1 pseudogene is annotated in these 210 nt (G+C 52.4%); it reads right to left on the minus strand.

Annotated features, from left to right (window positions below):
- Nucleotides 1–210 (minus strand): annotated as a pseudogene (locus LKX83_RS33610) (zf-HC2 domain-containing protein); the annotation flags it as partial.

A 210-nucleotide genomic window follows, 5' to 3' on the forward strand; every position in this document is an offset into this window, starting at 1 on the left:
TCGATCCATACTTTCCCGATGCCCTTGATTTCTTTTACACCGTTTTCTCCGTTCGCCATCCAATTCTCGATTTCGCTAATATCGGTTTGGGTGAGCTTTACCATCTCCACTTGATCCACACGGAAGATGGAAAGGAAGCTGCTTGCCGCCACCTGTACCTGTGGGATGGTGAAGGAGCCGAGCACAATCCCTGCTGCGGCAGCGCCTGTG

It is taken from the genome of Cohnella baijiui (genome assembly GCF_020731285.1).
Lineage (GTDB): Bacteria > Bacillota > Bacilli > Paenibacillales > Paenibacillaceae > Cohnella.